Below are 21,764 nucleotides of genomic sequence, written 5' to 3'. Positions count from 1 at the left end.
TCGTCGGCAAGCCTTGGCTTGCGTCGAGTGATCTGCGGACTGTCTGCGGACCAGCGGAAGTGGAGCGGTCCGCCCACGAAGGCGCAGGAACCAAGTCCCTCCTGCTGGCGGGAATCGCACCATACGAAACGCACGACATCGTCTCGTCACCGAGCGGAATTGAGCCGACCACCGGTTGGCGCGTCCTCATCCATACAACGATGAGTAGCGGGTTTACTGGGCGCAAATGGAACTGCTTGACCCTGTGCGCCCAAGCCGCGACGGCGATCAATTCCACTATGTCTGGGCCGCGCGGCACTCGTTGAAACTCCTGGACCCAAACGGCGACTTGGTGATGATCGTCGTTGAGGGATCTTCCGACGACGACACTCGCAAGAGACGCGGTGAACAGGTAATCGACCTCGCCGAGTACTACGGCTCGTCGGAGCTTGCCACAGCCAAGCGGGTGGTCTACCGCCAGTTCAAGCACACGACGCTTCAAGAGGACAGTCCTTGGACTGTGTCGTGGTTCAAAAAGCTTCTGCTCGGCTTCGCCGAGCGATACAAAGAGCTTCTCGATGAGCACCCAGATTCCGTCGAGCGCGTCACCTTCACGCTCACTACCAACCGTCCGGCAGCGCCGGACGTGCATACAGCGCTGGCGATACTCGGACACGGCCTGCGCGACGCGGAGCCCAGCGCTAAGCGAGCCGCCACTCACCTCCGAAAGTGGGTGCGTGCGGTCATTACGGACAAACAGATCGCGGCCTTCGTTCGACAGGTCGCGATTGAGGACAGCGCACCTAACCTTCAGCTCCTGCGCGAGCAATTCGAAAATCACCTTGCTGGCCTTTTGCCTGGCGCACCGACGAATGACCACATTCTCCTGAAGGAGATGATCGCGATTCGCGCGACATCTCTGCACGCGGCGAATCCTCGTGTTCTGCGTCGTGACGTATTGGCCGCACTGAGGGTCACCGAAGAACAACTGATGCCCGCACCAAACATCATTGCTATGCCAGATTCGATCATCGTGACTCATCAGGAAGATTCACTGGCCGAGATGGTCGCACGTCCCAACTCATCACCCGTCATCGTCCACGCGGCAGGTGGCATCGGGAAAAGCATGTTTGCGCAGCAGTTGGGCAGTCGCATGCCGGCGGGATCCACGTCAGTGGTATATGACTGTTTCGGCAACGGAACGTATCGACGGCCAAGCAGTCCGCGCCACGAAGACCGACAAGGGCTCGTGCAGATTTGTAATGAGTTGGCGGCGAGAGGCTTATGCGAACTAGTCATTCCGTCTGCAGCCGCTCAGTCTTCCGATTACTTCCGCACCTTCAAACATAGAATCGAAGATGCTTGCACGTTCTTGCGCGCAGGCCACGACGAAGCGTTGCTCGTTGTTGTTGTCGACGCTGCGGACAACGCGTGTCTTGCTGCACGAGATTTGGATGCCAAATCTTTTGTCCCCAAATTACTTCGCGAGTCGTTCCCCGATAACTGTCGCCTGGTTGTCCTATGCAGAACTGAACGGGTGGGCTTGTTGGAGCCTCCTCCCAACGCAATCACGATCGAACTAGAAGGGTTCAACCAACTCGAGTCGACGCAGCACCTGGCAACGAGCTTCCCAGATGTTAGCTCCGACGATGGGGCAGAATTTCACCGAGTGTCCGGTGGAAATCCGCGTGCTCAAGCCGACGCCATGGAATCCAAAACATCTGTGCACGAGGTCCTTCAATACTTCGGCGGCAGCGTACAGACCAGCGAACAAATCATTGATCAATCAATTCGGGCCGCGATTGAAAAGGCCAAAGATGATCATCGCGACGCACCGAGAGACGTCGATCTCATGTGTGAATGTCTGGCAGCGCTTCGGCCGATGATTCCCATCCGGGTTCTGGCGACGGTCGCCGGCGTACCAGAGTCGTTGGTACACAGCTTTGTTACCGACCTAAAGCGGCCGCTTGTGATCGATGGCGGCGCGGTGCAGTTTCGCGATGAGCCGACCGAAACTTGGTTTCAGCAGCACTACAAGCCGACCGGTATATCTCTCACCAATTTTCTTGATCGCGTGACGCAGCTGGCCGGAGAAGACCCATACATCGCAACTTCTCTACCCGACCTGCTCCTCGATGCGGGCCGCATTGATGACCTTGTCGAACTCGCGCTATCAGAAGCCAAGCCCGAAGGACTTCTCGCCGGGTCTTCGCTACGAGAGCAAGACCTGGAGCGATATGAGATTGCTCAACACACTGTGCAGCTGGCACTGAAAGGTGCTCTACGTGCGGGAATGAAGCCGGCGGCTGGCCGTTTGGCTCTGAAGGCCGGTAACCTCGCAGCGGGGCATGGCCGGCGGCGAGAGCTTATCCGCCAAAACCCCGATCTCGCAGCCGAGTTCCTCGACCCAAGCCTGCTTGAACACCTGATCGCTACGAGAGCTTTGGCGGGTGAATGGCCCGGGTCCGACCTCGTTATCGAAGCATCCTTACTGTCCAAGGCATCGGGCCAGCAAGCACTTGCTCGCAATCGCCTCCGTAGCGCGGTGGAATGGACCCGGGCATGGGTTGACCGGTCGGCACCTGATGACGGCGAACCTCAAGTTGCAATTTCAGACATCGCCGAACTCGCGTGGGCATACATCAACACTGACGGCCCTCAGGCCTGTGTCTCATTCCTAGCGCGATGGAAGCCAGAAACCATCGGTTTCGATGCGGGGATAGTCGTCGCACGCCGCTTGGCCGACGTGGGCCGCATTGATGACCTGCAAGCGCTAGCCGGCGGACCAAAGCCGCTCAAGTACCTCCAGCTCGCTGTAGCACAAGCGAGTTGGGAGTCGGACGTCGCCTTAACGCCTCAAACCGTTCGACGGATCGTCACGATGCTGAGAAGCCACAAACATGCAATCGAACTCACGAAGGACCGGTCGGACTACTTCAGCCCAACCCCTGGATTAGATGGCATCTGGTGGATTGTTGCGCTCGGGACAAGATTGAACCTCTTGGACAAGGCGGAGGGCGTGCACATCCTCGACCTATACCTACCCGGGAGCATAGGTGCCACAAACTCTTGGTATCACGGGAAAGCCGTGTCGATGCTTCGCGGTTTCGCCATACGATCGCGCCTCGAAGGGCGCGATCTCGACGCCGAGTCGATCGCGGGTCTGGACGTCCAGCGAGCCAAGGAGAATCCACATACGGACTCTCGGTCACTACGTGAATATCGACAAAACGTTGTACCACTGTGCAAGTGGTTGGATTTGTGGTCCTCACTAGCTGTCGGACATAGCGTCGACGTTGCGACGCATTACCAAACGCTCGCGACCCAAACGATGCGTAGCTACTCGGACTACGAGACTCCCCGGCTGCTCATAAACGCTACGGCTCGGATCGCAGTGCGAATACTCGCCGACCCTTCAGCTCCTCCCGCGTCGGCGGAACTCGCGGCATGGTGTGCAGATAACGCCGGCTTCCTGTCCCGCGCGACATTAACAGAGGTTGTCCGAATCGCGGCAGCGAATCCCGAGCTACACGAGTTAGCGATGGCAGTCGTCGAGACTCTACAAAAAAGAATCGAAGTAGCTCGTGAGGAATCGTCCATGCTGTGCGACGATCTCGTCGCACTTGCGCGGGCAGCCTACAAGTTTGATTACCGCGAGTGTCGGCACCACTTTCAGCATGCGGTGGAGACTACCGAACGGGCAGGTGACGATCTGCCCGTTCGGTGGCATGCACTGATGACGCTCGCCGAGTCAGCCGCCCGACTGGGAGCCAGCGGCCCCCGAGCGTACCGGCTGTTGCAAATTGCAGAGAGTCTCCGCCCTTACCAAGATGAGATTGATCTAGCTGAGCCGATGACGGCTGCGGGCCTGTTTGATCCCTGTCAAGCTCTCGCGATGGCGTCCCGGTGGCGCGATCGCCGAATTGCAAGCCTGACAGAGATCGGACGGGCTTTCGCGAAATCAAATGGGCCTCTGCGTGATTGGCCGCTTTCAGCCATCGGACTGACTGCATTCGACGAATACACGTGTTCGTCAGACCTCTTAATACGGGCACTCCGAAAGCATCCTTCGCGCGGACGTCAGATCCTCGAGGCACTACAAGGCTTGCAGCGACCAACTAGTTTCTCTGAAAGGTTCTACGCGGAGCTCGACGCGGTTGCAGAGGAAGTCGGCATCGACCTCGCGGGGACCATCTACGCCCCAGCCGAACGAAAAATCGCTATGCCGGACGAAGCTTCAGACACCTATGAGTCTCCTCGCTCCTGGCGAGACCTCAAGGATGGGAGAGAATCCGCGCTGAAGGCGCTCAAAGAACTAGACTTCAACACGCCGGCAGGATGGGATGCGGCGTTCGCGTACGTACGGGATCGCGAAACGCCCGTGTACCGCGACGACATCATCGAACTTGCGACCGCAGTCCAACCTTCACGTCTGTCAGACGTCGTCGCTGCCTTCCATGCCAGCACCCAGTTCGACCTCTTCGATTGCCGAAGGCTGCTTTCAATTCTAGACTCCCGCACAAACCTCCCGAATGGCGTTCGCGACGAGCTGATCAGACTCAGCAAGGTGGTGGTCAAAAGGTTCGCCCGCCAGATTGCTTGTATTGGATACGACCGCATTACGCCCCTGGCGGCATCCACAGGAATTCCAGCAAGTGAACTGATGAGTGCAGCTATCCACGCCGTCGGACACGTACCTGAACGTCTTGACTCAAGTGAATGCTATGCACTGGCAATGCATCTCGCGACGTACCTGGATGCTGAAGGTCTCTTCGCAATGTATGACGACTGCGCTGAGCTATTCACCGACATCGCCCCAGAGGATGCCGGTGATGACACAGCCGACATCCTCAGTCAAATTCAGGACAACGTTCCAATCGCCGTGGCTAGCTTGATTTGGTCATCTCTGGGCGATCCATCGGTGACCAGCCGTTGGCGGGCAGCACATGCGGCTCGGCTATTACTTGAGGCGGGCGCGGCGGAAGAAGTGTCAGCGTTACGGGAGATCGCGGAGGGCAAACGATCCGTAGCTGGCTTTGTGGATCCTCGACTCGTCTTCTACGAGAAGCATGCTCGGGAATGGTTGCTGTTTGCAATCGAAGCTTCGGCAAGCAACCCTCTTGCGCAAGAGACCGTTTCGACCTTCGAGGAGCTGTTGCGCTACATCGTCTTCATTGAGCCTCCTCACATAGTAATGCAGCACACAGCCAAGGGTGCACTACTTGCGCTGGCACAGAGTCATTCAATCGAACTGTCGGAGGATGAACTTCGCGCCATCACGAAGCTTGGTGAGCCAATTAGAACGCGGCGGGCGGACCCGACCTCACGGCATGAAATAAGGGCTTTGACGCTGCCGGATCTTCTATCCGTTGACCACGGCGCCGAGTTACCCGAGACGGAGCTGACTCGCCTCACCAATGAAGACGATTTGGAAGAATTCCTTGGAGACACTGACTTCCGGTTCTACATGGACTTTACAGACTACTGGTGCGACCCGCTCGGAGATGCTTTTGGCCTCCATAAAGACGTAATTGAGCACCTCACAAACGACCTGTTGGTAGGTGTATGGCAGGTTTCGAGTCGCGGAGAATTCGAAGAGGACACTCGTCACGTGCTTGACCTGTATCCCTCCGGGACCTCTACCTACAAGAGCGACTGGCCGGAAAGCGATGACCTTGACTTCTACCTGTCGATTCACGCCCTCTATGAGATTGCAGGACGGTTGGTAGCTTGCTTGCCGACCGTGCGCATCTATGACGACGGCGACGATGAGTGGGCCCGTTTTTTGCGGTATCACATACCGACTCGTTCGGATGGCCGTTGGCTCTCGGATCGTCGTGATGCTGGTCCCATGGTGGAGTCCATCGGTGACTTCGACGAACCCCGCCGCGACTCAAAGATCGATGACTGGGTGTACCAGATAGGCCCGATCGACTTCGACGCGCATTTCCGACCCGATATTGCCTGGCCCACGGTGTGGGGTCGACGCACGACCCTGAGCCGCACACGGTCGCAGTACACGAACGTGAGGAGCGCGTTCATCAACCCGAAGACTGCCGACGCGCTACTGCGCGCGCTCAGTTTAGCGACGTCGGCCACGCCGCTTCACATACCCGATTCCCCACACCATGACTGGCTAGGCAGCGGGCTGTTCGACCTGCATAGGTGGATCGAAAGCCCATGGCACGATAGAGGTGTAGACGCTCAAGATCCTTATTCAGGTGATGTTTCGTTTCCACCAGCGCGCCCGTCGCCGGCAGTTGTTACCTCCATGGGCCTGAGTTCGGATGCGGACATGCGGCAGTGGACGCGCGATGGTATGGAAGTCCTGAGATCGGCAGTGTGGGACGACACACGGCCGATTGGTCGACATGAGCGGGCCGGATCATCGGGCGATGAGCTCACCGTCGATCCGAAATTCCTCCGTGATCTCCTTCGAGCCCAGAACATGTCTCTGTTGGTCGAAGTCGAGGTCCACAGATTCTCCAGTGTCAATGCGTCATTCCGGCGTCAGTCCGACGACGAGAACCATCAGCTCGGCTATGCCGAGCCAGTCGCGATGTACTACATCTACGGACAGGACGGTGAAGTACGTGAACTCTGACGATGTTCTTTCGTTGGGAGAGCGCTTGGCTGCCGAATTGCGTAACAGCGACATGCTTGGAAACTGGATGGCGCAATACGTCGCGGAGCTCCTGTTGAAGGTTGAAAACAGTTCTCCCGAACATACAGCGTCTGTGAAGGCAGAGGCTGCTGAAGTGATACTTCAGATCTGGGCGCAACGTGGCCACCTTCCAGTCCTTCGCTATCCCTTCCAAAGCTTTGACCAAGTGTTCGCCGCTTTGGCTCGACTCGAAGAGAGTTACAAGCCGTGGGGCCGCTTGGGGATCTTCGATGAGACGGCAGCCCCGTCCGGGCAAGACACGTCAGACAGCGACGTGCTTGCCGGAGCATGCTCTGTTGATGAAGGTGCCTATCGTGTTGTGCGCTTTGCTGTGGCACTGGCTGCCGCATCTGCATCCGCACGAGAGACACAGTGGATCCGGCTCGGTCAAGATGTGGCAGACGAGGAGTACAAGAGGTCGCTGCGACAAGTTCGGCGATTTACTCGAACGGCTGCTGCGTCAAAAGCCAGCGAGGACGAGAGTTGGGACGGGGAAGAAGACCCAATAAACGACGCAGGTGTTGACGACGACGAGATATCGGTGCTCCGCGACAAATTGGTGTCTGCGGTCGATCTCTTGATTCAGACACTCCAAAGCCTAAGGACGAGCGCGGGCGAGATTACTCCGAGTGCCTAGAACGCTGGCCGGCGCATATGGGTACTGCCGTAAGCAATAATCCTGCCGGGCTGGGCTCAGACGAAAACTCTATCTACAATAGCAATGATGAAGCTGGCGCGTCGAGTATCGATGCCGTACACCAGGTTTCGGCTCCGGCTCCGGCTTCAGGTGCAGCCGACCGTCAGGGCCGACATGCCTCTCCGTTAATCCAGGTGCGTATAGCCGATCGATCGATCAACGCACCACTCAAGGATCTCTGGATCTAGTTCATCGGGTGCGTCAATCAGGCACTTCCGAAGGAACGTCGGATCGATTCCCGGCGGGCTCTCTTTCAGATCCTCGACGAACTTCTCAGCGATCGCCGGCCACTCCGGGCTCCCCCACCATTCGGTGGATTGCAAGCTACACGAGGCGTTGAACCACACAAAGAATTCAGCTCCGTAGCGTGCCATGAACTCTTGCTGCGTCCCAATGACACCGTAGACCGTGTCTGACCAAGATTGGTATGAGTCGCCAAGAAGGTCCCGCACCGAACGACGTCCAGCGATACGGTCCGGATCAATGAGCGACGCGATCAGCGCGTCCCAGTCCACTGTCGGAAACGATCGCAGGTGTGTCGATACCAACCGAGTTGTTGCTACGTTGGCAGCAAACATCTCCCCGTCGCTGATGCTTGAACTGGCTGGCCCTCCATGAACGCCCTCCACTTCAATGTTGCGCCAAGCTCTCTGGGCGAGGCCAATCGCCGCAAGGGGCAGCGGATCGACGTCCTCTCCATAGCGCTGGCTTAAGAGCCGTCGCATCTCTTGCACCGCCTGGCCCACGTCATCTTGACCCAGAGATGGTCCGGTCGACATCTGTGCCCCCTCTCGAATGGAAGCAGCGTAGCAATGCCGTGAGCACACGACCACGACGTAGTGGCTCGCCCTGACTACCAGCTAGAACATATCGATCTACAAAGACCGCCGCAGCGAGGGAGCACCGCACATCGGCAGTAGGTCGTATGTCACCCGGTGGGGTGAACGCCCCAGGCGGCACCGACTGTCGCGGGTCTTATCGGGATGGCCACCAGGCCGCACCTTTGACCTGAAGCGGGCCGCGTGGCGCCAAAGACGCTAGTAGTTAACCGATCTCACGTCTTCGGACTGAAATTGACGCTAGGGGGATATGGTGCTGTCGCACCGGTGTCCCGCCAACACCTCGAAAGAGGTTACCCCCCAGGCATCCGGCGACCAAAGCAGCGAGTTCGGCTACGGGCCAGGCCTCGTCCCGCAACACCTCAATGGCCGGGCACCAAGTGACGGCGGCGCGTATCAGCCAAAGGCACCGCCGGTTGAGCTTGTCGAGGGGTCGCCCATTCCGCGGCAGCAGCGGCGACCGCGCGGCGAGGTTCGCGGATACCCCGGCGAGCAGATCGCCCGCTAGAACCTCCGACCGGGGTGGGTGCCCTCAGACCCCGCCCCGGTTGGACCGCCTAGTCGCGGCGCACTTCAAGCCCATAGTGCAGCCACCGAAAAATCACATTCGGCGGACGCGACCGTCGGTATCGACCTCCCAGCGCCGCCCGGACGAGTCGGTGTATTGCACTGCCACGTAATCGGTCTGCTCGATGGCGAAGGTCTTAATCAGAATGTTTAAGGACTGGTCTGTATCTAAGGGCTGCGCGGGGTCCGACAACTCCTGAAGCTGCCCCTGCGACCCCAAGTGGAACTCGACTTCATCAAGCGAGGTATCGGAGAGTCTGTCGCTGCCGCCGGTCGCGAGTCGGATCAACTTGATATCGAAGATTCGATTTGATCGACGGTTTTCAATTTTAATCCCAGGTATGTCGTAGTCATGCCATATGTCGGGACGGTACTTGGTTATCTCGACTCTGACCAAAGCCGCTTCCCGCTTCAGATCTGCCTCAGTTCGCGCGTCGATCTGGCGACGATCCGAAACTGCAATCCACAATGCCGCACCGGCAGCGATGAGGCTACTGAGCGCGCCCAACCATTGCCCGAATCCGGTGTACCAGTCAACGTTCTGTCCCATCCAGACCGCGACTTGCGATCCGACCCATAACGCAATAACCGAGCCGAGGGTGATGACGGCGGCCCAGAACCACACGCCCCTCGAACGCATACAGTCAAGCGCAGATGACTTTCTAGCAGGAGGTTCGCCAGACACGTGTCGAACGTAGCTCAACAGCATCGGAAGGCGGGCCACTTCGCGCAGGCGTCCGACGTCGCGCGTCGGCTTCGCAGGCTTTAACCCAGCGCGCCCTTATTCGCCCACTGACATGTGCGTTGACCTCGCCCGCCCCCTCGGAGCGGGTCCCACGCCGCATCACGCCTACGCAGCCATGAGCGGGCCAGGTGGGCGTGTTAGCTACGGGCGCGGTCCCGCCGTCGCGATCCCGCGACCCGCCGGGGTGACGCCGGGGTGAAACCGTCCGTCTCGCCGATTGGACCGACCGATAACGCCCCTATCAGCGGTTTTACAGTGCCCCCAATCGGACTCGAACCGACACTTGGCGGATTTTAAGTCCGCTGCCTCTGCCAATTGGGCTATGGGGGCGTACGCCCTCAGAACATACTTCAGGCCGCCTCGGCTTTGATGTGGCGTGTCCGATGTAAGACTGGTCAACATGGCGGCGAGCTCGTATCACCACGGCAATCTGCGTCAGGCGCTTCTCGAGCAGGCCGTCGAACTTGCTCGCGCCGGCGGCCCCGACGCCGTGGTCATGCGCGACGTTCAGCGCGCCGTCGGCGTGAGTAACGCTGCGGCATACCGGCATTACTCCGATCGTCACGCACTTCTGGCCGCCGTCAAAGAGCACGCCATGGGTCTCCTCGGCGACCAGATGCTCGAGGCGCTGGCCCGCATCCCCAACCGCGGGCCGCGCGGTCCCCGCGCCGTGGCCCGTCTGCGCGCCACCGGGCAGGCCTACGTCGACTTCGCCCTTGCCGAGCCCGGCCTGTTCCGCGCCGCGTTCGCCCCCGGCGGGCCGAGCCGCACCGATGACGCCACCCCGTCGAGCCGCCATCCGTTCCACATCCTCGGCCGTTGTATCGACGACCTGGTCACCGTCGGCCTGCTCGACGAGCGCAAGCGCGACGGGCTCGACGAAGCCGCCTGGGCCTCGGTCCACGGCCTCTCCGTCCTCTATCTCGACGGGCCGTTGGCAACGACCGACGACGCGCGCAAACAGGTGATCACCGGTCGCTTGCTCGACGTCATCGGCGAAGGCATCCGCTAACGGCTCGCCGCACATGTTGACAGCGATAACTTCCACTGTCATGCTCGACGAAGTTATCCGCGTCAACATAAGGCGGTTCTTCCATGACCTCACACGCGCTCGACCGTTCCACGGCCGGCAGCATCACGCGCCACACGAAACGTCCCGGCGCCGTACTGGCCGTCGTCCTCGTCGCCGCCCTGGCGATCAACGTCGAAACCACCATCGTCAATGTCGCTCTGCCGACGCTGAATTCATCACTCGACGCATCCACACGCGGCCTCCAGTGGATCGTCGACGCCTACAACCTGGCGTTCGCCGCACTCGTTCTGGCCGGCGGCACCATCGGCGATAAGTTCGGCCGCCGTCGCACACTGATCGCCGGCCTCGTCCTCTTCGCGGCAGCCAGCATCGGTGCGGCGTTGTGCACCACCACCGGTGAGCTCATCGCGATGCGGGTGGTGATGGGCGTCGCGTCAGCGATGATCTACCCGACCACACTGGCGATCATCACCGACACCTTCCGCGAACCCCGCCAACGCGCCGCGGCGATCGGAGCGTGGGGCGCCGTCACCGGCCTCGGGGTAGCCATCGGCCCGATCCTCGGCGGCGCTCTGCTCGAAGCATTCTGGTGGGGCAGCCTGTTCCTCGCGCTCGCCCCCATCGCACTCGCCGCGGCCGTCGCGGCGCCGATGGTCATCCCTTCCGCGAAGGCCGACGCGACATCGCGCCTCGATCGCGGTGGCCTGCTGCTGTCCGTCGTCATGCTCGCCGCGCTGGTGTACACGATCATCGAGGCACCGGAGCGGGGTTGGACGTCGATTCCGACCCTCGCCGGCTTCGCGGTGACGCTCCTCGCGGGCATCTGGTTCGCGGTCTGGGAGCGCCGCCAGGCCGACCCGCTCATCGACGTCAGCCTCTTCGCGAACCTGCGGTTCAGCGCCGCCAGCGGAGCCGTCACCGTGGCGTTCTTCGCGCTGTTCGGCTTCATCTTCTTGATCACTCAGTTCATGCAGTTGCTGCAGGACTTCGGTCCGCTGGAGACCGGCGTCCGCATCCTCCCCGTCGCACTGTCGATCGCCATCGGTTCAGTGCTCGGCACCCGGCTCGCCGTCGGGCGCATCGGCACGAAAGTCATTGTGGCGCTCGGCCTGGTGCTGATGGCGGCGGCCTTCGCCTGGGTGAGCGTGGTCGACGTCAGCGTGAGCTACCCGGTGATGGCGGCCCAGATGGTGCTCCTCGGCGGCGGACTCGGCCTGACCAGCGCTCCGGCGACCGACTCCATCATGGGTGTCGTGCGTCCCGAGCAGGCCGGCGCGGGCTCCGCCGTCAACGACGCCACCCGTCAAGTCGGCGGCACCCTCGGCGTCGCCGTGCTCGGCAGCATCTTCTCGACGCTGTATCTCACCCGGCTGAACGACGCTGCAGCCGTGCAGATCTTGCCGGAATCGGCGCGTGCCATCGCGGGCGAAGGGCTGGCGCAAGGGCTTGCCGTCGCTGCACAGTCCCCCGCGGCGATCGCCGGCTCTGTTCGCAGCGCTGTGGGCGACGCGTTCCTGTCCGGCATGAGCGCGGGGTGCCTGACCGCGGCCGTGGTGTGCCTCGCAGGAGCGTTCTTCGTACTCTTCGCTCTTCCCTCGCATCCGCTGGAGAAGCGGTCATGAGCACACCGATCCGATCACGTCGCACCGATACGTAGCGTGCGGCGGCCAGATGCGCGATGATGCCGCGCATGCATCGCCTCACTGGTGTCCTCTGCGCGCTCGCCCTCGTCCCCGCGGCCATGACCGCGTGCGCCCCGGCCGACGAGCAACCGGCCGCCTCGTCGTCGGCGTCGGCCAGCGCCGACACCTGCACCAAGGACAACCTCAAGACACTGAAGCCGGGCACCTTCACCGTCGCCGCCGACCAGCCGGCGTACTCCCCCTGGTTTGACAGCGACGACCCCACCAACAGCAAGGGCTTCGAGTCGGCCGTCGCCTACGCCGTCGCGGGCGAACTCGGCTACGCCAAGGAAAACGTCACCTGGATTCGCGTCCCCTTCAACGCCGCGATCGCACCCGGGCCCAAGCAGTTCGACGCTGACCTCAACGAGTTCTCCATCACCGACGAACGCAAGCAGGCCGTCGACTTCTCCTCCCCCTACTACGACGTCACCCAGACCGTCGTCGCGTTGAAGTCCTCCCCCGCAGCCAATGTCACCACCGTCGACGGACTCAAAGGCCTCAAGCTCGGCGCGCAGGTGGGCTCCACCAGCTACACCGCCGCCCAGAAGATCGACCCCGGCGTCGCGGTGTTCAACAACAACGACGACGCCAAAGCCGCACTCGCCAACGGCCAGATCGACGGCCTCGTCGTCGACCTGCCCACCGCGTTCCAGATCCAGGCCGAGCTCACCGACGGCAAGATCGTCGGGCAGCTGCCGGCCGGCTCGGACAAGCCCGAACAGTTCGGGATCGTCCTCGACAAGGGCAGCCCGTTGACGGCGTGCGTCTCCCGCGCCGTCGATCAACTCCGTGACCGCGGCGAGCTCGCGGAGCTGCAGAAGACGTGGCTCGCCCAGGCGGGGAACGCACCGGTCCTGTCGTGACCACCGTCGGCATCGACCGCGTGGCCTACCGGCAGGCGCGGGCGCGCCGCTCGACCCTGGTGGCGCTGCTGTCGACGGTCGTGTTCGCCGCGGTGCTGCTGTTCGCGGTCACCTCGGCGCCGGGTTGGCCGCGGGTGCGCGATTCCTTCTTCAACCTGCGCATCGGCTGGGACAGCCTACCCGCTCTGCTATCCGGCCTGTGGCTGAACATCCGCGTGCTCATCGTCTGCCAGATCCTCGTGCTCATAGCCGGGCTCACCCTCGCCGCGCTGCGCACCCTGCGCGGACCCGTCTGGTTTCCGTTGCGCGCCTTGGCCACCGGCTACGTGGACCTGTTCCGCGGGCTGCCGCTGCTCATCTGCCTCTACCTCGTCGGCTTCGGCCTGCCCGGCCTGCGCCTCACCGGTCTGCCTACCAGCGCCGTGATCCTCGGCGGTCTCGCCCTGGTGCTCGTGTATTCGGCCTACGTCGCCGAGGTCCTGCGGGCGGGCATCGAATCGGTGCACCCCTCTCAATTCGCCGCCGCACGCTCACTTGGCCTCGCCTACCGCCAGACCATGCGCCTGGTGGTCCTCCCCCAGGCCACTCGCCGGGTCACCCCCGCCCTGCTCAACGACTTCGTCGCGCTGCAGAAGGACTGCGGGCTCATCTCCGTGCTCGGTGCCGTCGATGCCGTGCGCGCCGCGCAGATCCAGTCCGCCACCACGTACAACTTCACCCCGTACGTGGTGGCCGGCCTGTTGTTCGTCGCGCTCGCAGTACCGTCGGCGCGGTTGGCCGACTGGGTCGCCCGACGCTCCGCGACACGGCAGGGCGCGCTGTGACCCCGCTGCTCCAGATCCACGGCCTGGTCAAGGCGTATCACGACCGCACCGTACTGGCCGGTGTCGATCTCGACATGAACGAACACGAGGTCGTGGTGCTCATCGGCGCGTCCGGCTCGGGCAAGTCGACGCTACTGCGCTGCGTCGACCTGCTCGAAGACATCGACGACGGTCGAATCCTGTTGAACGGCCGCGACATCAGCGATCCGCGGATCAATGCCGAAGAGGCACGCCAGGCCGTCGGAATGGTCTTTCAGTCGTTCAACCTGTTCCCGCATATGACCGCGCTCGGTAACGTCGCCCTCGCCCCGCGGGTTGTCCATCGCAACAGCCGCCGCGACGCCGAGCAACGGGCCCGCGAACTCCTGGCCCGCGTCGGCCTGGAGTCACACGCCGACTCGTATCCCGACAAACTCTCCGGCGGTCAACAGCAGCGCGTCGCCATCGCCCGCGCGCTCGCATATGAACCCAAACTGCTTCTGCTCGACGAGATCACCAGCGCGCTGGACCCTGAACTGGTGGGTGAAGTGCTGACCCTGGTCGGCGAGCTAGCGGCGTCGGGAGCAACCATCATGATGGCCACCCACGAAATGGCCTTCGCCCGAGACGTGGCCGACCGGGTGTGCTTCCTCGACGGCGGTCAGATCGTCGAATCCGGTTCGGCCGCCGATGTATTGGACAGCCCGCGGGAGGAGCGGACGCAAAAGTTCTTGCAGCGGTTCACTGGCGGCCGCTGAGCATCAGCTGGTCGGCGGCTCGTACGGCACGTCGGGGTGGTTTCGATACCATTCCTCGTTCTTTGCCACGACCTTGCGGTGCCGGAAGGTGATCCATCCGAACCCGGCAGCGGCCAGCACCACGGCGAGGATCACGGCGATCACCCCGGTGGTCCGCGATCCGTTGGCGAACGAGAACAGGGCGATCACCAGCGACAGCACCCCGAGCCCGATGCCGATCAGGCCCAACGCGTTCTTACCTGCCTTCATCGTCTCGCCGGAGTATTGGCGATAAGTGCGGGAGTGGTCGACGGGATCTCTCGATGTATCTGGCATGGGCGCTCCTCTCACAGTCTGGGCGTCACTCCGGGCCATGCAGAGGCGATACCCGAGGCCCTACCCCCCAAACGATGATCGACAGCCGGTCACAACTCAGTCATCGTTCGAGGGGGTTTGGTCACGGGCGGTCCGGGCATGCCGTGCGGAACCGATCAGGAGGCAGCGATGAGCAATCCGGAATCCGAGAAGGCCGAATCGGACGTCGAACCCGACCCCAAGGTGGCCGGCTCACGCGCCAGTGAAGGCGACGACGATCAGGCCGAGGGTCCGTACGTGGGGCGCGCCGGTTCGGACGACCACATCGACACCCAGGAGTCCGGCGCAGAAGCGCGCGCCCAGCAGGACTAGCGCGTCCCGACGCGCGCGACGTGCTCGGCGATCTGCGCGTACACCCGTTCCGTGACAGCCGTATCGGCGCCCATGATGTTGTAGCCGTGGTCCACCCCGGCCACCTCGATGTAGTCGACCAGCGACCCCGCCGCGGCCAGCCTGTCGGCGTACCACCGCGCCTCATCGCGAAGCCGGTCGAATTCTGCGGTCACCACTACCGCAGGAGCGATACCGACGATGTCGTCGGCGTTCGCACCCCAGGCAGGTGACACCAAGCGATCGCGTCGGCGTGACCGGTCCGGGGTGTAGGCGTTGTCGAACACGTGCCCCATCCACGGCTTCATCACCGCTCGCGAGCCCAGCGGTGAGGGCTTGTCCCCTACCGCGGTGACGAGATCCAACGGTGCATAGTGCAACACCTGCAAGCCGATCTCAGGACCGTCGCTCTCGAGTGCCTGGCGCGCTGCGGCGGCGGCGAGATTTCCGCCGGCGCTCTGGCCACCCACCGACAACCGGGCACCGTCCCACTCTCGCGCTGGGTCGGCGGCCCAGCGCACGACGTCGTAAACCTGTTCCGCCGCAATGGGAAAGCGATACCGCGGGGCGAGCAGATAATCGGTGTTGACGACCACCACGCCCGCGGCCTCTGCCAGGTACCGGCACCACGGATCATCCTGCTCACGGTGCCCCACGACGAAGCCCCCGCCGTGGATGTTCACGTACACCGGCGGGCGGTGCACCCGCGGGTCCGGCCGGTACACGGTCGCGGTGACGGGGCCGTGTCGCGTGGGGACGCTGACCAGAGACGTGCGACCCACGATGTCGGGAAATCGCTCCGCCGGCTTCGGGGCGGGGTTGATCGTTGCGGCGAACAGCCGCGCCAGCGGATCGGTGAACACGTGATGCACGAAGAGTCCTTCGGGTCAGACCGCCGCGATGCCGGCGCCCAGTCCTGACGTCGAGCCGGTCACCACGGCGGTGTGGCCGGTCAGGTCGGTTGATGTGGTCATGGTGTTCCTCACTTCTGGCGGGTCACGTCGGTGATCGCCGACGCGAAGTCACGGGGCGCTTCCTGCGGCACGTTGTGACCGATGCCGTCGAGGACGCGATGCTGGTAGGGGCCGGTGTAGAGCTTTCGGTAGGCGGCATCGTTCCTGGCGGGGCCGTCGAAGTCGGAGCTGATCGTGATGGTGGGCACGGTGATCGCCGGCATGGCGGCCAGCCGCCGCTCGTCGTCGTCGTAGCGGGCTTCGCCCTCGGCCAGACTGAGGCGCCACCGGTAGTTGTGGATCACGATGTCGGTGTGGTCCGGATTGGCGAACGCGGCGGCCGACAGGTCGTAGGTGGAATCGTCGAAGTGCCACAGCGGCGAAGCGTTGCGCCAGATGAGCTTGTTGAAATCTGCGGTGTTGCTGCGATATCCACGCTCGCCGCGCTCGGTGGCGAAGTAGTACTGGTACCACCAGCCGTATTCGGCCTGCGGTGCGAGCGGTGCCAGGTTGGCCTCGCGGTTTACGATGATGTAGCCGCTGACCGCGACCAGCGCGGTGCATCGCTGCGGCCACAGCGCGGCAACGACATTGGCGGTGCGACCGCCCCAGTCATACCCGCCGAGGATGGCGGCGGGAATGTGGAGCGCATCCATCAGCGCGATGACATCGCGCGCCAGCGCGGCCTGCTGTCCGTTGCGGGCGGTGCGATCGGACAGGAAGCGGGTGCTGCCGAAGCCGCGCAGGAAGGGCACGATGACGCGGAAACCCTGCCCGGCCAGAATCGCGGTCACGTCGGCGTAGCTGTGGATGTCGTAGGGCCACCCGTGCAACAGGATGACGGGCTGACCGTCCCGCGGCCCGGCGTCGACATAGCCGACGTCGAGGTCACCGGCTGCGATCTGACGGACCGGACCGAGTGCGTGCGTGGGCGCTGGTGGCGGGGTCGCGCCGGCCGGCGTCGACGAACACGCGGCCAGCGTCGCCGCCCCTGCTGCGGCCGTCACCAAGAAGCCGAACTGCCGCCTGTTCACTCCGTCGCTCATGCATCCATGACAACCCAGACAAGCAATCAATGCCAACGATAGATATTGATTTTTGTCATCAACAGATGAGATAGCTTGGCACGATGGAGTTCCGTCAACTCGAGCACTTCCTCGCCGTCGCCGGCGAGATGAGCTTCACCCGCGCCGCCGAGCGCGCACACGTCGTGCAGTCGGCACTGTCCACCTCGGTGGCCAAACTGGAACGGGAACTCGCCGTCGCGCTGTTCGACCGCTCCCGACAGCAGATCACCCTCACCCCCGCCGGAGAACGGTTCCACACTCACGCGCACGACGTGCTGCGCGCCGGCCGGGCAGCCGTCGATTCCGTCGGCGAGTTCCGCGGCTCGCTGATGGGCACCGTCGAATTCGGTTCACTCATCGCATTCGGGCCCCTGGACGTCGCGGGGGCTCTCGGGCAGTTCCATCGCCGGCATCCACACGTTCGACTTCGGTTGCGGCTGAGCCAAACCGGCGCATCGTCCTATCTGTCAGCGCTGCTCGAGGGATCCCTGGACCTCGCGCTGGTGTCCGTGCCGGATCGCTTCCCCGCACCCTTGACCTTGCAGAAATTGTTCGATGATCCGCTGGTGTTCGTCTGCCGCAGCGACCACGCCGTCGCCGGCCGGTGCGAGGTCTCGATCGACGACCTCAGCGAAGAGGATCTGATCGGCTTTCCGCCGGGCTTCGGTCTGCGCCGCCTCGTCGACGACGCGTTTCGCGCCGCCGGCCGCGAGGCCCGCACGCTGTACGAGGTACCGGCTGGCTTCCATGCCGTGGCTGACCTGGTCGGCAGTGGGCTGGGAACCGCGTTCATGCCGAGGTCGGAAGCATCATGCTTCCCCGCGCTGCGAACCGTCGATCTCGCCGACCCGGTGCTGTGGACGGTGTACCTGGCCTCGCCTGCCCGAGGGCGCATGACACCTCCCGCCGCGCAGCTGGCACAGGCACTGCTGGACGCGGCGGGTGGGTAGGTCAGTGGTTACGCAGTTCCGAGATGAGCTTGTTCTTGGTCAACCGCGAATACCCGCTCAGCCCCAGCTCTTTGGCGCGTTTCTTCAGCTCGTCGACGCTCCAGTCGTCATAGGACCCCGAGCGGCCGCCCTTCCTGCCGACCGCAGACGCACCGCGCGCGGCCGCTGCGTTCGCGATGCGGGCCGCTTTCTCTATGGAGTTTCCCTCACGACGGAGATCCTCGTACATCTTCTCGTTCTTGATCGATGAGTTCGGCATCGCAACGATCCTCCTTCGACGTCGTCAATGACGGAAGGATTTCCGCGCACGTCAGCCGCCAAACACCTCACTTGCTCTTCGCGACCCTCCGGATCAGCTGGCGGGTGGCCTTCTCCATCAGCTCCTGCGCCTTGTCGAGGTCGCGCATCGTCTCGGCCCGCTTGGTCGCCGAAGCGATCGTCAACCCGTTCTCGTAGCCGATGACCACCCGCGGATCGACATAGGAGGCCCGGGCGACGGCGGGCGTGTTGCCCAACTCGCCCGACACCTCCTTCATCACCGCCGACGTCTCCCGCTTGATCGTGGTCTTCGAGGTGGGCGGCTTCGCGGCAGCGAATGCCGTCGCAGCCAGCACCGTGCCGTGCCAGGTCCGCAGATCCTTGACCGTGAACTCTGCGCCGACGATCTCTTTGAATCGTGCGTTCAGATCGTCGGCCTTCACGTCGACCCAGCCGCTGTTTCCGCTGCGGCACACCAGAAGACGCTCGGTGCGCTCGGTGCGCCGCATCAGCGAGCGGACGGCGCGCACCACCTCCGGGTCGTCGATCTCGATGGTGCGCTGCACCCCGCTCTTGGCCGGATAGTCGAACTCGACCGCGTCCTTCTTCACCGTGACGTGTTCACACAGCAGCGTGGCCAAGCCGTAGTGCTCGAAATCCTCGGCCGACTGCTCACCGCCGGCCCGGAAATATCCCCGGTCCAGCAACTGCAGGGCCAGCGCGAGCACGCGATCACGGGTCAAGCCGCGGCCGGCCAGATCTCGCGCGATGCGGGATCGCCACTCCGGCAACCGCGTAGAGAGCTCGAGCACCCGATCGAACTTCTCCTCGGCCCGTTCCTGTTGCCAGCGCTCGTGATACATGTACTGACGCCGGCCGGCGGCATCGGTGCCGACCGCCTGGATGTGACCGTTCGGCCGCGGGCTGATCCACACGTTCTTCCACGCCGGCGGGATCACCAGATCCTTGATGCGTTGCGCGGTGTCAGGATCGGCAAGCAGCTCACCGTCGGGCCCGTAGTAGGCGAAACCCTTGCCGCGTCTCTTACGGACGATCCCCGGTGTGTCCAGTTTGCTTCGTGCCAGCCGCATCGTGATGTGCCCCTTGTTGCCAACCCAACGTCAGGCCGTAATACCCACTCAGGGTTGCAGGATCACCTTGACCGCGCCGTCCTGCTTCTTCTGGAAGATGTCGTACGCGTGCGGCGCCTGATCGAGCGGCAGGACGTGGGTGGCGAACGAGTCGACGCCCAGCGGGTCCGCATCGGTCAACAGCGGCATGATGTCATCGACCCACTTCTTGACGTTGGCCTGCCCCATCCGCAGCTGAATCTGCTTGTCGAACAACGTCAGCATCGGCATCGGGTCGGCCATGCCGCCGTACACGCCGCTCAGCGAGATCGTCCCGCCGCGGCGCACACAATCGATCGCCGAGTACAGCGCACCGAGTCGGTCGACTCCGGCCTTCTGCATGAACGGTTTGGCGACGAAATCGGGGAGGAACGCCGCAGCCGTCTGCGCCGCCTGCGCGACCGGCGAGCCGTGCGCTTCCATTCCCACCGCGTCGATGACGGAGTCGGTGCCCCGTCCGTCGGTGAGGTCGCGCACCGCGTCCCCGACCGAGCCGCTCAGCCCCACCATGTCGATGGTCTCGATACCCCGGGCGGTGGCGCGCGCCAGGCGCTCCGGGACGCGGTCGACGGCGATCACGCGGTATCCGAGGTGGGTGGCGATGCGCGCTGCCATGTCCCCGATCGGACCCAAACCGAGCACGGTCACCGATCCGCCGTCGGGAATGCCGGCGTAGGCAACGCCCTGCCATGCGGTGGGCAGCACGTCGGACAGGTAGACGAAGCGTGAATCCGGCGGCCCATCAGGCACTTTGATGTGGGTGAACTGTGCCTGCGGAATGCGTAGGTACTCGGCCTGACCGCCGGGCACCTCACCGTAGAGCTCGGAGTAGCCGAACAGTGCGGCTCCCATACCCTGATCGCGGACCTGCGTGGTCTCACACTGCGTGTACAGCGATTGATCGCACATGAAGCAATGGCCGCAGGAGATCTGGAACGGCACCACGACACGGTCGCCGACCGCCAGATTCTGCACGCCGGACCCGACCTCCTGCACGACACCCATGGCCTCGTGGCCGAGGATGTCACCGGCGTTCATGAACGCGCCGAGCACCTCGTAGAGGTGGAGGTCCGAGCCGCAGATGTTGGTGGACGTCACCTCGATGATCGCGTCCGTCGGCTCCTGGATACGGGGGTCGTCAACGGTGTCGACGCGCACATCGCGCCGGCCGTGCCAAGTGACTGCCTTCATGCCGCCTGCCGTACCCGGGCAGGTGCGGCGCAAACGCGCTCAGCCCGGCAGAGTTTCGCCGCCGATCGGAGTCAGCACCTCACCGCTGTAGTACGACGAGAGCCGGCCGGCGGCGAAGAACACGTACGACGGGGCGATCTCGTCGGGCTGGGCCGCCCGCCCCATCGGCACCTGCTCGCCGAAGGACTCGACCTTCTCGGCCGGCATGGTCGCCGGGATCAACGGAGTCCAGACCGGCCCGGGCGCAACACAATTGACCCGGATGTTGCGCTCGGCCAGCGACTGCGCCAACGAATACGTCAGTGCGATCACGGCGCCCTTGGTCGCCGAATAATCGATGAGCGACTTGTTACCGCGCAACCCGTTGATGGATCCGGTGTTGATGATCGCCGCGCCGTCGGGCAGATGCGCCAGCGCAGCCTTGGTGACGTGGAAGAAGCTGTCGATGTTGACCGCGAAGGTCCGCCGCCACTGCTCGTCGCTGATCTCCGTCAGATCGGACACCGGCGACTGGAAGGCCACGTTGTTGACGACGATGTCCAGTCCGCCGAGTCCTGCGACCGTCTCCTCGACCACCGAGCTGCAGTGCGCGGGGTCGGCGAGGTCACCCTCGAGGGAGAGGGCCTGCCGGCCCGCCGCCTCGACCAACGACACCGTGTGTGCCGCGTCGTCCAGTTCGGACAGGTACGCGATCGCGACGTCGGCTCCCTCCTTGGCGAACGCCACCGCCACGGCGCGCCCGATGCCGGAATCCCCGCCGGTGATCAGCGCGCGTTTGCCGGTGAGCAGTCCTGTGCCGACATAGTCGGCCATCTCGTCGCGTGGCCTCTCGGACATCTCAGCTGTCTCGCCGGGGTAGGAAATCACACCGTCGGGCATCGGGCCTCCTGAACGCTCG

At 63.3% G+C, this 21,764-nt stretch carries 18 protein-coding genes and 1 tRNA gene; 9 read left to right on the top strand and 10 right to left on the bottom strand.

What is annotated here, in order from left to right; translation table 11 throughout:
* The first annotated feature begins 226 nt into the window (after positions 1-226).
* Both DMB80_RS09485 and DMB80_RS09480 read left to right on the top strand, forming a co-directional pair.
* Positions 227-6,583, top strand: coding sequence for a hypothetical protein (locus tag DMB80_RS09485; protein ID WP_111509610.1), 6,357 nt, complete (start codon positions 227-229; stop codon positions 6,581-6,583).
* Positions 6,573-7,280: a hypothetical protein gene (locus DMB80_RS09480; RefSeq protein ID WP_240431092.1), complete on the top strand. Its 708-nt coding sequence runs from the start codon at positions 6,573-6,575 to the stop codon at positions 7,278-7,280. The genes DMB80_RS09485 and DMB80_RS09480 overlap by 11 nt, the downstream gene beginning before the upstream one ends.
* A 185-nt stretch (positions 7,281-7,465) precedes the next feature.
* Here DMB80_RS09480 and DMB80_RS28070 read toward each other — a convergent pair whose 3' ends face one another.
* From DMB80_RS28070 to DMB80_RS09465, 3 genes are all read right to left on the bottom strand, one after another.
* Positions 7,466-8,086, bottom strand: a complete 621-nt coding sequence (locus tag DMB80_RS28070; RefSeq protein ID WP_162938468.1) for a hypothetical protein — start codon at positions 8,084-8,086, stop codon at positions 7,466-7,468.
* Positions 8,087-8,780: 694 nt separating this feature from the next.
* The gene (locus DMB80_RS09470; RefSeq protein WP_111509608.1) at positions 8,781-9,371 is read right to left on the bottom strand and encodes a hypothetical protein; all 591 of its coding nucleotides are present in this window, start codon (positions 9,369-9,371) and stop codon (positions 8,781-8,783) included.
* Between the two features lie 376 nt (positions 9,372-9,747).
* Positions 9,748-9,821: transfer RNA gene (locus DMB80_RS09465), tRNA-Leu, on the bottom strand.
* 70 nt (positions 9,822-9,891) lie between these two features.
* Here DMB80_RS09465 and DMB80_RS09460 point away from each other — a divergent pair.
* From DMB80_RS09460 to DMB80_RS09440, 5 genes are all read left to right on the top strand, one after another.
* Complete coding sequence (locus tag DMB80_RS09460; RefSeq protein WP_111509607.1) at positions 9,892-10,503, top strand: TetR/AcrR family transcriptional regulator; 612 nt, start codon at positions 9,892-9,894, stop codon at positions 10,501-10,503.
* A gap of 83 nt (positions 10,504-10,586) precedes the next feature.
* Positions 10,587-12,146 (top strand): MFS transporter, encoded by a 1,560-nt coding sequence (locus DMB80_RS09455; RefSeq protein WP_111509606.1) that lies wholly within the window; start codon positions 10,587-10,589, stop codon positions 12,144-12,146.
* Between the two features lie 68 nt (positions 12,147-12,214).
* The gene (locus DMB80_RS09450; RefSeq protein ID WP_205538601.1) at positions 12,215-13,072 is read left to right on the top strand and encodes an ABC transporter substrate-binding protein; all 858 of its coding nucleotides are present in this window, start codon (positions 12,215-12,217) and stop codon (positions 13,070-13,072) included.
* Positions 13,069-13,896, top strand: coding sequence for an amino acid ABC transporter permease (locus tag DMB80_RS09445; RefSeq protein ID WP_240431091.1), 828 nt, complete (start codon positions 13,069-13,071; stop codon positions 13,894-13,896). Before DMB80_RS09450 ends, DMB80_RS09445 begins: the two co-directional genes overlap by 4 nt.
* The gene (locus DMB80_RS09440; protein WP_111509604.1) at positions 13,893-14,633 is read left to right on the top strand and encodes an amino acid ABC transporter ATP-binding protein; all 741 of its coding nucleotides are present in this window, start codon (positions 13,893-13,895) and stop codon (positions 14,631-14,633) included. The genes DMB80_RS09445 and DMB80_RS09440 overlap by 4 nt, the downstream gene beginning before the upstream one ends.
* Positions 14,634-14,636: 3 nt before the next feature.
* Here DMB80_RS09440 and DMB80_RS09435 read toward each other — a convergent pair whose 3' ends face one another.
* On the bottom strand, positions 14,637-14,948 hold the full coding sequence (locus DMB80_RS09435; RefSeq protein WP_111509603.1) for a hypothetical protein: 312 nt from the start codon (positions 14,946-14,948) through the stop codon (positions 14,637-14,639).
* A 168-nt stretch (positions 14,949-15,116) separates the two neighbouring features.
* Between DMB80_RS09435 and DMB80_RS09430 the strand changes: the two genes are divergently transcribed.
* Positions 15,117-15,299, top strand: coding sequence for a hypothetical protein (locus DMB80_RS09430; RefSeq protein WP_111509651.1), 183 nt, complete (start codon positions 15,117-15,119; stop codon positions 15,297-15,299).
* Here DMB80_RS09430 and DMB80_RS09425 read toward each other — a convergent pair.
* Positions 15,296-16,141 carry an alpha/beta hydrolase gene (locus tag DMB80_RS09425; RefSeq protein ID WP_240431099.1) on the bottom strand — a complete coding sequence of 282 codons (846 nt, stop codon included), beginning with the start codon at positions 16,139-16,141 and terminating at the stop codon, positions 15,296-15,298. The genes DMB80_RS09430 and DMB80_RS09425 overlap by 4 nt on opposite strands.
* A gap of 158 nt (positions 16,142-16,299) precedes the next feature.
* The gene (locus tag DMB80_RS09420) at positions 16,300-17,316 is read right to left on the bottom strand and encodes an alpha/beta fold hydrolase (protein ID WP_111509601.1); all 1,017 of its coding nucleotides are present in this window, start codon (positions 17,314-17,316) and stop codon (positions 16,300-16,302) included.
* A gap of 83 nt (positions 17,317-17,399) precedes the next feature.
* On the opposite strand from DMB80_RS09420, the gene DMB80_RS09415 reads away from it, so the two are divergent.
* Positions 17,400-18,287: a LysR family transcriptional regulator gene (locus DMB80_RS09415; RefSeq protein WP_111509600.1), complete on the top strand. Its 888-nt coding sequence runs from the start codon at positions 17,400-17,402 to the stop codon at positions 18,285-18,287.
* A gap of 1 nt (position 18,288) precedes the next feature.
* Here the strand turns inward: DMB80_RS09415 and DMB80_RS09410 are convergent, their stop codons facing one another.
* The 4 genes from DMB80_RS09410 to DMB80_RS09395 all read right to left on the bottom strand — a co-directional run bounded on the left by DMB80_RS09410 (position 18,289) and on the right by DMB80_RS09395 (position 21,745).
* Complete coding sequence (locus tag DMB80_RS09410) at positions 18,289-18,546, bottom strand: DUF7218 family protein (RefSeq protein WP_111509599.1); 258 nt, start codon at positions 18,544-18,546, stop codon at positions 18,289-18,291.
* Positions 18,547-18,613: 67 nt separating this feature from the next.
* Complete coding sequence (locus DMB80_RS09405; RefSeq protein WP_111509598.1) at positions 18,614-19,636, bottom strand: DNA topoisomerase IB; 1,023 nt, start codon at positions 19,634-19,636, stop codon at positions 18,614-18,616.
* 48 nt (positions 19,637-19,684) lie between these two features.
* Positions 19,685-20,866 carry a zinc-dependent alcohol dehydrogenase gene (locus DMB80_RS09400; protein ID WP_111509597.1) on the bottom strand — a complete coding sequence of 394 codons (1,182 nt, stop codon included), beginning with the start codon at positions 20,864-20,866 and terminating at the stop codon, positions 19,685-19,687.
* A gap of 39 nt (positions 20,867-20,905) precedes the next feature.
* On the bottom strand, positions 20,906-21,745 hold the full coding sequence (locus DMB80_RS09395) for an SDR family oxidoreductase (protein ID WP_111509596.1): 840 nt from the start codon (positions 21,743-21,745) through the stop codon (positions 20,906-20,908).
* Between the last annotated feature and the right edge of the window lie 19 nt (positions 21,746-21,764).

The sequence above is a fragment of the Mycobacterium kyogaense genome (genome assembly GCF_003254575.1).
In the GTDB taxonomy this organism is placed as follows: domain Bacteria; phylum Actinomycetota; class Actinomycetes; order Mycobacteriales; family Mycobacteriaceae; genus Mycobacterium; species Mycobacterium kyogaense.
Note: the sequence above shows the minus strand (reverse complement) of the source record. Positions and strands in the feature narration are given on the sequence as shown.

What these genes read in the sequence shown, in the direction of transcription:
- DMB80_RS09485 (WP_111509610.1), top strand. Translation starts at nt 227, where the DNA reads ATGGAACTGCTTGACCCTGTGCGCCCAAGCCGCGACGGCGATCAATTC.
- DMB80_RS09460 (WP_111509607.1), top strand. Translation starts at nt 9,892, where the DNA reads ATGGCGGCGAGCTCGTATCACCACGGCAATCTGCGTCAGGCGCTTCTC.
- DMB80_RS09455 (WP_111509606.1), top strand. Translation starts at nt 10,587, where the DNA reads ATGACCTCACACGCGCTCGACCGTTCCACGGCCGGCAGCATCACGCGC.
- DMB80_RS09450 (WP_205538601.1), top strand. Translation starts at nt 12,215, where the DNA reads ATGCATCGCCTCACTGGTGTCCTCTGCGCGCTCGCCCTCGTCCCCGCG.
- DMB80_RS09435 (WP_111509603.1), bottom strand. Translation starts at nt 14,948, where the DNA reads ATGCCAGATACATCGAGAGATCCCGTCGACCACTCCCGCACTTATCGC.
- DMB80_RS09430 (WP_111509651.1), top strand. Translation starts at nt 15,117, where the DNA reads ATGAGCAATCCGGAATCCGAGAAGGCCGAATCGGACGTCGAACCCGAC.
- DMB80_RS09420 (WP_111509601.1), bottom strand. Translation starts at nt 17,316, where the DNA reads ATGAGCGACGGAGTGAACAGGCGGCAGTTCGGCTTCTTGGTGACGGCC.
- DMB80_RS09415 (WP_111509600.1), top strand. Translation starts at nt 17,400, where the DNA reads ATGGAGTTCCGTCAACTCGAGCACTTCCTCGCCGTCGCCGGCGAGATG.
- DMB80_RS09410 (WP_111509599.1), bottom strand. Translation starts at nt 18,546, where the DNA reads ATGCCGAACTCATCGATCAAGAACGAGAAGATGTACGAGGATCTCCGT.
- DMB80_RS09405 (WP_111509598.1), bottom strand. Translation starts at nt 19,636, where the DNA reads ATGCGGCTGGCACGAAGCAAACTGGACACACCGGGGATCGTCCGTAAG.
- DMB80_RS09400 (WP_111509597.1), bottom strand. Translation starts at nt 20,866, where the DNA reads ATGAAGGCAGTCACTTGGCACGGCCGGCGCGATGTGCGCGTCGACACC.
- DMB80_RS09395 (WP_111509596.1), bottom strand. Translation starts at nt 21,745, where the DNA reads ATGCCCGACGGTGTGATTTCCTACCCCGGCGAGACAGCTGAGATGTCC.